The 9289-nt window shown below is 36.0% G+C and carries 7 protein-coding genes; 1 reads left to right on the top strand and 6 read right to left on the bottom strand.

What is annotated here, in order from left to right; all coding sequences use genetic code 11:
- Positions 1-401: 401 nt before the first annotated feature.
- A complete protein-coding gene (locus PND65_RS09330; protein ID WP_271991807.1) occupies positions 402-1295 on the top strand; it encodes a DUF7916 family protein in 894 nt (297 codons plus the stop codon).
- 6 nt (positions 1296-1301) lie between these two features.
- Here PND65_RS09330 and PND65_RS09325 read toward each other — a convergent pair whose 3' ends face one another.
- The 6 genes from PND65_RS09325 to PND65_RS09300 all read right to left on the bottom strand — a co-directional run bounded on the left by PND65_RS09325 (position 1302) and on the right by PND65_RS09300 (position 9069).
- Positions 1302-2144, bottom strand: a complete 843-nt coding sequence (locus tag PND65_RS09325; RefSeq protein ID WP_271991806.1) for a Cof-type HAD-IIB family hydrolase — start codon at positions 2142-2144, stop codon at positions 1302-1304.
- 88 nt (positions 2145-2232) lie between these two features.
- Positions 2233-3147 (bottom strand): thioredoxin-disulfide reductase, encoded by a 915-nt coding sequence (gene trxB / locus PND65_RS09320; protein WP_271991803.1) that lies wholly within the window; start codon positions 3145-3147, stop codon positions 2233-2235.
- Positions 3123-4580 (bottom strand): prolipoprotein diacylglyceryl transferase, encoded by a 1458-nt coding sequence (lgt, locus tag PND65_RS09315; protein ID WP_271991801.1) that lies wholly within the window; start codon positions 4578-4580, stop codon positions 3123-3125. The genes trxB and lgt overlap by 25 nt, the downstream gene beginning before the upstream one ends.
- Position 4581: 1 nt before the next feature.
- A complete protein-coding gene (gene hprK / locus PND65_RS09310; protein ID WP_015535679.1) occupies positions 4582-5523 on the bottom strand; it encodes an HPr(Ser) kinase/phosphatase in 942 nt (313 codons plus the stop codon).
- Between the two features lie 4 nt (positions 5524-5527).
- Positions 5528-8350, bottom strand: a complete 2823-nt coding sequence (gene uvrA / locus PND65_RS09305; RefSeq protein ID WP_022355318.1) for an excinuclease ABC subunit UvrA — start codon at positions 8348-8350, stop codon at positions 5528-5530.
- A 110-nt stretch (positions 8351-8460) separates the two neighbouring features.
- Complete coding sequence (locus tag PND65_RS09300) at positions 8461-9069, bottom strand: hypothetical protein (protein ID WP_271991799.1); 609 nt, start codon at positions 9067-9069, stop codon at positions 8461-8463.
- Positions 9070-9289: the final 220 nt, after the last annotated feature.

Raw genomic sequence — 9289 nt, 5'->3', positions numbered from 1 at the left:
CATCAAAAAATGTGTCCTTCATGGAAAGACACAAAATTTTATGAATTAGGCTTGATTTTTATTATCTAATTTTTTTCGACTATATTGTTTTCATATCTGATACCTTTTAAAAATAATATGGTTATTTATTTAATTCTTTAAGCATCATCAAAATAAGTATTAATCCAAGTATCGTTTCGAGAGTCATAGACGCCCCGACACCAATATAAACGTTCTGCCATGAAAAATTCATGGAATAGAAGTCGGTTTTGCATGCCTAAACCCCCTTCAATTTCTACTATAGCTACCAATTGTGACAAAAGTCTGATGGCAAATACAAAATATCCACTCTGTTAGGAAATGAATTTATGTTATGAATCATCCTTGTTAATTTAAAATATAAACATACAAAGGAGAAACATATGAAAAGATTATTAAGTTGTCAAGCAAGTGAAATTCTTGCGATGAATGGCAAAGAACTAAAACAAGCAATTCTTGCCAGTGAAGGTAGAACAGTATTGACAGAAATGACCGTATTTAATGGATGCCTTTTAGGAAATATCACAAACGCCGAAGTAGCATCTGCTTTTGGATCTGACATGATCTTATTAAATGGATTGGATTGTTTTGATCCTGTGATCCCTGGCTTACCAGAAACCGACGAACCAATTAAATTATTACGAGAACTTTGTGGTAGACCAGTCGGAGCCAATCTAGAGCCAGTAGATGATTCTATCTCTTTAATGTCTGAAAAAATTGAAATCGTCCCAGGAAGAAAGGCAACAGTCGAAACATTTAAGGCAGCCGAAGAATTAGGTCTTCAGTTTATTTGTCTTACAGGAAATCCTGGAACTGGAGTTACAAACAAGATGATCGCAAAAGCTATCAAAGAATGTAAAGAAAACTTTAGTGGATTGATCATCGCTGGAAAAATGCATGCAGCTGGTGTAGATGAGCCTGTTGTAGATATTCCAACAATCAAAGAATTTATCGAAGCAGGTGCAGATGTTATTTTAATGCCGGCAGCCGGTACGGTTCCTGGTCTTCAAGAAAGCACGATCACAGAAGCCTGCAAGATCATAAAAGAAGCAGGATGCTTATCCCTTAGCGCAATAGGAACCAGCCAGGAAACTTCAGATACCGATACGATTCGTGAACTAGCCCTTTCTAGTAAACGTTCTGGAATCGATATCCAACATATCGGTGATGCAGGATGGGGAGGCATGGCATTCCCAGAAAATATCATGGCAATGTCTGTTGCGATCCGAGGAATTCGACATACATATTTCAAGATGGCTCAATCCGCAAAAAGATAGATCATTCTATCTTTTTTTATCTTCTTCAATTGTATTTAATATATGCTCAATCACACTATAGTCTTCGTAAGGTCCTATAATTTGTGATGCCGCTTCTTTCGCCTCTATGCTGCCTGTACTTGGTGTATACGAGTGTTTGAAGGAGGAAAGCATCATAATATCATTTCCCCCATCTCCATATACTGCCACTTCTTCTTTTGAAATGTTTAAAAAATCTGCCAACCAGCTAACAGCACTGGCTTTATTTACTCCATTTTTTGTAATTTCATAAATGCCATCACCACTCGGTGCATTGACCAGTTTATCATCATATTGTTTTAAAAAATCATCCAATCTTGATGTATCTGTATCATCCGAAAAATGATAATTAATCTTACATATATCTTTCTGAAGAATTTCTTCTTTACTTTGTAAACATTCAAAATTAACAATGATATTATTCAAAAACCTATCTAACCAAGAATCATTTGCTTCTTCTTTCCATACATTTTTACGATATCGCAACACAGACTCTTTATCAATTCTAGAGTACACTTTGTTCCAAGAAACATATTCTAGATTCAAATCTTCAAATACATCCATGATTTTGGATAAAACTTCTTTATCAATTGGTTCACAATGCAACAACTGTTTTTTTGGATCGAGTACAGCTGCCCCATTTAAACAAATATAATAACTGATATCTCCTGCTCTTTTTAAGTTGACCATTTTTATTCCTCGCCCTGTTGCAACAGTAAATATCTTTCCTGCATCGATAATTTTTTGAATACCTTTTTCTATCTTTTCATCACATTCATGATGCTCATTCAATAATGTTCCATCAAGATCACTGGCAAATAAACGAATCATATACAACCTCTTTTCTTACTTGGTTAAAGTTTATTAGAAAATAAAATATGAATATAGTTAAAAAGAATCAGAAATTACTCTGATTCTTTTACATACCTGTTATTTCATGGAAGATATGCTGAGCTGCGATAGCTCCGTCATTGGTTGCGGTAACAACCTGGCGAAGATCTTTTTGAAGCACATCACCAGCAGCATAAATTCCTTTAACTTTAGTTTCCATGTTTTTATCCACTAAAACATATCCTCTTTCATCCAATACATCTAAACCTTCTAGACACTGGCTCATAGGATCCTGCCCTACATATGGGAAGATACCCTGACAGTTTAGTGTCATAGTTTCTTTTGTATCTACGTTTTCCAACAAAATACCAGAAACCTTTCCTTTTTCGCTTAGAATTTCTTTAGGAATATGTTTCTTGATGATATGAATTTTTTCGTTTGCCTCAATTTGTTCCTGAATCTGTTTTTCAGCTCTAAACACATCACGACGAATGACTATCGTTACGCTCTTAGCAAATGTGGTTAGATATAGGGATTCTTCCAAAGCTGAATTTCCGCCACCAATCACAACAACATCTTTATCTTTAAAGAAAGCTCCATCACATACAGCACAGAATGAAACACCACGACCGATGTTCTCCTTTTCCCCTGGAATATTTAATAAGCGTTCTTTCGTTCCAGTAGCTACAATAACAGCTTTCGCTTCTACAACCGTGCCATCGCTCAAATACACTTTCTTATCGGCATCAACTTTTTCGACATCTCCATATTCATACATAGCTCCAAAACTTGTTGCTTGTTCCAGCATTGACATCGCAAGATCTGTTCCAGCTAGTGTTTTAACACCAGGATAATTCGAAATCTGATGTGTTTTTACCAGTTTTCCTCCAGGTGCTCCACTTTCCAGGATCATTGTCTTTAAACCTGCTCTTGATGCATATAATGCTGCAGTCAAACCTGCTGGTCCAGCTCCAATTACTACCAAATCGACTTGTCGCTCCATGATTGTTCCTCCTTGACTATTTCTTTTAACTCACTTAGATCTTTGATGATACGACATGGCTTGGCTTCTTCAAGCTTTTCAATTTGTTTAGCATCGTTACTGAAACCAATTGAATACGCCGCCATATCTTTTGCCGCCATGACATCTGCTGCATTATCACCTACATAAATCGTATTGTCATGTCCAGTATGCAACAAAACTGTCGCTTCAATCAAGCCAGATGCACTCGGCTTTGGCTTTGGTAAATCTTCTTTGCCCATGATCACTTCAAAATAAGGATATAACGCTGAAGTTTTCAGCCCCTTTTCAACCATGGCATGTCTTTTATTGGATACGACCGCAATTTTATATCCTTGATCATGCAGCCACTTTACCGTTTCTTTGGCATGATCTATTGGTTTTAAAAGTTTATCATGCAGTTGTCTATTAATTGTTTGATACCTTTCAATAATTCTGTCGACATCTTTTTCTTCAAAGTATTTTGAAAATGTTGTTTCTAACGTAGGCCCAAAGAAAGAATAAAGCTCTTCTTTTGATAAAACATAATCGGGTTTTTCTTCTTTGAATACTTGTATGAATGTTTCAAAAACCAATTCTCTTGAATCAATCAATGTTCCATCTAAATCAAAAAGTACGACCGGTTTTTGATATAAATGGAAAACTCTATGGAATATACCTGATAAACCTAAGATTCCAATAACGATCATGATCAAAGAAACAAGCTGTGCCACACGAATTGGGCCAAGCATCAATGAATCGGTACGTAATCCTTCAATAAAGAAACGCACCACGCCATACCAAACCAAATACATAAATGCACAATCACCATGACGTTTATAAAACTTTTTACGAAATATAAAATAGATGAATAAGAATCCAATCAAGTTTCCTATACTTTCATAAAGAAATGTAGGTTCATGGTAAGCCCCGTTGATATACATCTGATTTTTGATAAAAGATGGGAAATGATCAAAAAAGCTCTCTGGAACGATACGACCGAAAGCTTCCTGGTTCATAAAATTTCCCCATCGGCCAAATACCTGACCAACCATTACACTCGGCATGATCGCATCCGCCATTCTTAAGCAGCTGACATTTCGTTTTTTAAAGAAATAGATGCTGTAAAGAAGACCGGCAATCAATCCTCCATGAATAGCCAAACCACCATTCCATATCGCAATGATCTCATTCAAATGCGTTGAATAATATCCCCATTCAAAGATCACATAATAAACTCTTGCCCCTAAAATCGCAATGATAAATGTTGGAATAATGTAATCTTCTAACATTTCTTTGGCATAACCCCATTTCTTGACTGTTTTTTGAGCAATCATGTAGCCAATGAAAGCCCCCGTCAAAATCAAGACAGCATACCAGGTAATCTTTAAAGTACCAAAAGAGACAAAGATCTTAGAATTTTCAAAAAAATGCATATTACTCTGTCTCCTCTTTATTCATTGCAATCTGCGTTAATACTCTTTCTTCAAATTCCTTTGCGGAATCCAAACCTTCTTTCAACAACAAGAAGTTTGTAACAGCGGATTCAATGATCGTAGACATTGGACGTCCAGAGCTGACAGGAATACGAATACGCATGATCTTAACGCCTAATATTTCTGCATACTCTTTTTCTTCAATTCCGACACGGTCATAATCATGATTGCTGTCATAAGGTTCTAAATCAATCTGCAGTTCAATTTCTGTTCTTCTAGCATAAGAACCTACTCCAAACATACGACCCACATTAATGATTCCAACCCCTCTTAGTTCCATAAAACCTTCTAAAAGAGGCGCTGTTTTACCAATCAACATATTATGCATCGCATAACAATCGACACGATCATCCGCAACCAGCTGATGGCCACGTTTGATCAATTCTAAAGCAATTTCGCTTTTACCCATCCCCGATTTACCTGTAATCAAAACACCAACACCATGCACTCGTACAAGTTCTCCATGTAAGATTACAGATTCCGCAAGACATTCATCTAAATAGTTTGTCACCGAAACAACAACAGCTGTTGTCTTTTGAGGTGATTTAAAGATTGGGAAATTCTTTCTTTGTGCAATTTCCTTTAGTACTTTCGGACAATCATATCCATGTGCAACAATGATACATGGCGTGTTTTCACTTGTTAAAAACTCAAATGATCGTCTTTGGGATATTTCATCCATTACTTCATCAATATATCCCATTTCTTTTTCACCTAAAATAACAAGGCGTTTAGTTTGTGAGTCCGGAAAATATCCAGCAAGTTCAAGTCCAGGACGATTGGTATCCGGTAATGTAATAGGGCGATCTAATGATTCTGCATCTCCACATACAATCTCCCACATGAACTTTTGTGCTAAGTGTTTTACACATACTTTATTCATTGACTCACTTCCTTTCCAATAATGGCTTTAAATACTGTCCTGTATAACTTTCTTCGCATGCTGCCACCTGTTCTGGAGTACCTTGGCAAACAATCGTTCCGCCATCATTTCCTCCTTCAGGTCCCATATCAATAATATAATCGGCACACTTGATAACATCAAGATTATGTTCTATGACAATCACAGTATCTCCATGATCAACTAGTCTTTGAAGCACTTCAATCAGTTTCTTAACATCATCTGAATGCAGTCCTGTCGTTGGCTCATCAAGGACAAAGACCGTTTTTCCAGTCGCCTTTTTCTGCAGCTCGCTGGCTAATTTGACACGTTGTGCTTCTCCACCCGAAAGTGTTGTCGCACTCTGTCCTAATTTTATATACGATAGCCCCACATCATTTAGTGTTTGCAGTTTATGCTTGATCTTAGATACATTCGAGAAAAATTCCAATGCCTCTTCTACGGTCATATCTAAGACATCCGCAATATTTTTTCCTTTATATTCCACTTGCAACGTCTGCTCATTGTATCGTTTTCCCTGACATTGATCACAAGGAACATAAACATCTGGCAAGAAATGCATGGATATTCTTAAAATACCATCTCCCTGACAGGCTTCACATCGTCCGCCTTTTACATTAAAGGAGAAACGTCCTTTATCATATCCTAATAACTTTGCTTCTTTGGTCTGGGCAAATAAATCACGGATATCATCAAAGACACCTGTATATGTTGCTGGATTGGAACGAGGTGTCCTACCAATTGGATCCTGACCAATTTCAACGATCTTATCTATGTTTTCCAACCCTTTAATTTCTTTGCAGGCTCCTGGTTTAATACGTAATCTTCCTAACGAGTGCTGGATTCCATGTGTTAATACTTCAGTAACCAAAGACGATTTCCCAGATCCAGAAACTCCTGTTACAACATTAAATGCGCCAAGCTTAAATGTTGCATTCACATTTTTAAGATTGTTTTGTGTTGCCTTTACAACTTTTATTGTCTTTTTATTTCCTTTACGACGTGTCTTAGGTACTTCGATTCTCTTTCGACCACTTAAATAAGCTCCTGTGATCGAATTTTCATTCTTCATAACTTCTTCCGGCGTTCCTGCTGCAACGACATTTCCTCCGTGAACACCTGCACCTGGGCCAATATCCACAATATAGTCACTGGCACGCATTGTATCTTCATCATGTTCAACAACTATCAAAGTATTTCCCAAATCACGCATTTCCTTCAAGGCGTCAATTAATCTGTCATTATCTCTTTGATGAAGACCGATACTTGGTTCGTCCAAGACATACATAACACCCGTTAAACGCGAACCAATCTGTGTGGCTAAACGAATACGCTGTGCTTCTCCTCCTGAGAGTGTAGAAGCCAAACGATCTAAAGTTAGATATCCTAACCCTACATGGTTTAAGAAAGAAAGACGATTGCGAATTTCTTTGGTTACTAAATCAGCTATTTTGGCCTGTGTTGGTGTTAACTGCAAATTATCCATGAATTCAAGTGCCTCTTTAACACTCATGCACGTCCATTCATAAATATTTTTACCAGCCACCTGTACGCTTAATGCCTGTTCATTTAATCTGGCTCCATGACATACTGGACATGGTGAATCCGCTAAAAAAGACCCATACCATTCTCTAGACATAGAAGATGTTGTCTCCATATAACGTCTTTCGATCAATGTACAAACTCCTTCAATATATTCAAGTTTTGTGGAAGTATTTCCACTTCTTGATTCAAGTTTATAGGCAATTGGTACATCGGATCCATATAGAAGATAATTTAACTTCTTCTTTGGAATGTCTTTCATAGGCATATCCATATCAATATCATAATACTTGATCAAAGAATGAATTCTTTGCCATTCTAGATTTTCCGTATTAACGATATTCTTATAAAAATGAATTCCTCCCTGACTGATAGATTTATTCCAGTCTGGAATCAATAGATCTAAATCTACTTTCTGCGTAAATCCTAATCCTTTACATTCAGGGCAAGAACCAAAAGGAGCATTAAATGAGAACAGTTTTGGTTCTAATTTAGGTACAGAAAATCCACAGATCTTGCAGGCATAATTGCTGGAAAAAAGGATTTCCTCTTCTTTTGTCAACAAGATTGCCAATCCATCACTTAATTTCAAGGCAGTTTCTAAAGAATCATGAAAACGAGAGCGATTATCCCCTTTTACGATCCTATCCACTACGACATCAATAGAATGTTTTTTGTTCTTTTCTAATTGGTTCACTTCTTCAAGATAAACGATTTCTCCATCCAAACGAATACGCACATATCCTTCTTTGATCAATTTTTCGATCAAATCTTTATGTGTTCCCTTTTTACCTGAAATCACCGGGCTTAAGATCGTGCATCGTGTTCCTTCAGGAAGTTCCATGATCTTATCAATCATTTCTTTGATCGTAGATCCTGTGATTGGCTCATGGTGATGTGGGCAATATGGTACTCCGATCCTTGCATACATCAAACGCAAATAATCATAAATTTCCGTAACAGTTCCAACTGTTGAACGAGGATTGTTCGATGTTGTCTTCTGATCAATTGCTATTGCTGGTGATAATCCATCCATCTGATCCACATCTGGTTTTTCACTGTTTCCTAAAAATTGTCTTGCATAGGCTGACAATGATTCCATATATCGGCGCTGTCCTTCAGCATATATCGTATCAAAAGCTAAAGAAGTCTTTCCACTTCCGGAAACTCCGGTCATAATGACCAATTTATCTTTTGGTATCTGTAAATCAATATTTTTAAGGTTATTTTCGCGAGCTCCTTTTATAGTTATATATTTTTCTTCCATAAAGCCTCCTTCAAACCCTTGATATTATATCATACTTAGTCCGATATATTATGACTTTGGTTACGTTTTTAGTCCATTGTGGACTAAAAAGAAAAAGTAAGTGTTTCCACTTACCCTTTACTCCCCTCAACCAATGACTTCGATACATTTTCGTAATATTGAGCTTTTTCTTCATTCCCTTTATTTTTATATTGCACACTTAATAAATAGGCATTTATTACCCTTTGCATAACTGGTTGTTTATCAAAATCTTTCTCAAGTTCCTTAATATGATTTGATTTTTTTAAGATCATGATATCGTACATCGTATTAGCGTATTTCAACATTTTTTCATCATCAAGTTTCTCGATTTCTTTAATGATCTGATCGCATTTTTCTTGATTTTCATCATATACATAATATTCAAAAGCTTTATCTAAAATATCTATTTTGGCATTCTTATCTTTTGCCATAGGGATTAATTTATCAAATGTCGCATCAATTTCTTCTTTACGATCCTGCATGATCAATGCGTTCAAACGAACATATTCTCGATTATACTCTGGAAAAATCGATTTGGTATAAAAAGAATCAATCTTTTTATATAACGTATCAAATTCATTATTCTGTAAAAGATACATGAATTGTTTTTGTTTGGAATTGCGTAAAAACTGCAGTACGAACGATATTAATACCGCTACAAAAACGATAATACCTATCAAAACTAATATATTTCTCATAACAAACCCCTTTTCGCAAACATATTATCATAAAAGATTTAATTGTACAAAGCTATCGTTGTTTATATTTAAGAGGGTCTAACAGTTGAGTAGTTTTTGAACTACTTTGGACTATTAGTCCCTTTTTATATGTGTATGAACCTCTAAATAATAAAAATCCCCAGTTCATCTCTTGATGTGCTGGTTTTTTGGCATTATAAAAACATCTTTTTTATTTCTT

It is taken from the genome of Faecalitalea cylindroides (assembly GCF_028321995.1).
Lineage (GTDB): Bacteria > Bacillota_I > Bacilli_A > Erysipelotrichales > Erysipelotrichaceae > Faecalitalea > Faecalitalea cylindroides.
This window is presented reverse-complemented; position numbering and strand designations above follow the sequence as displayed.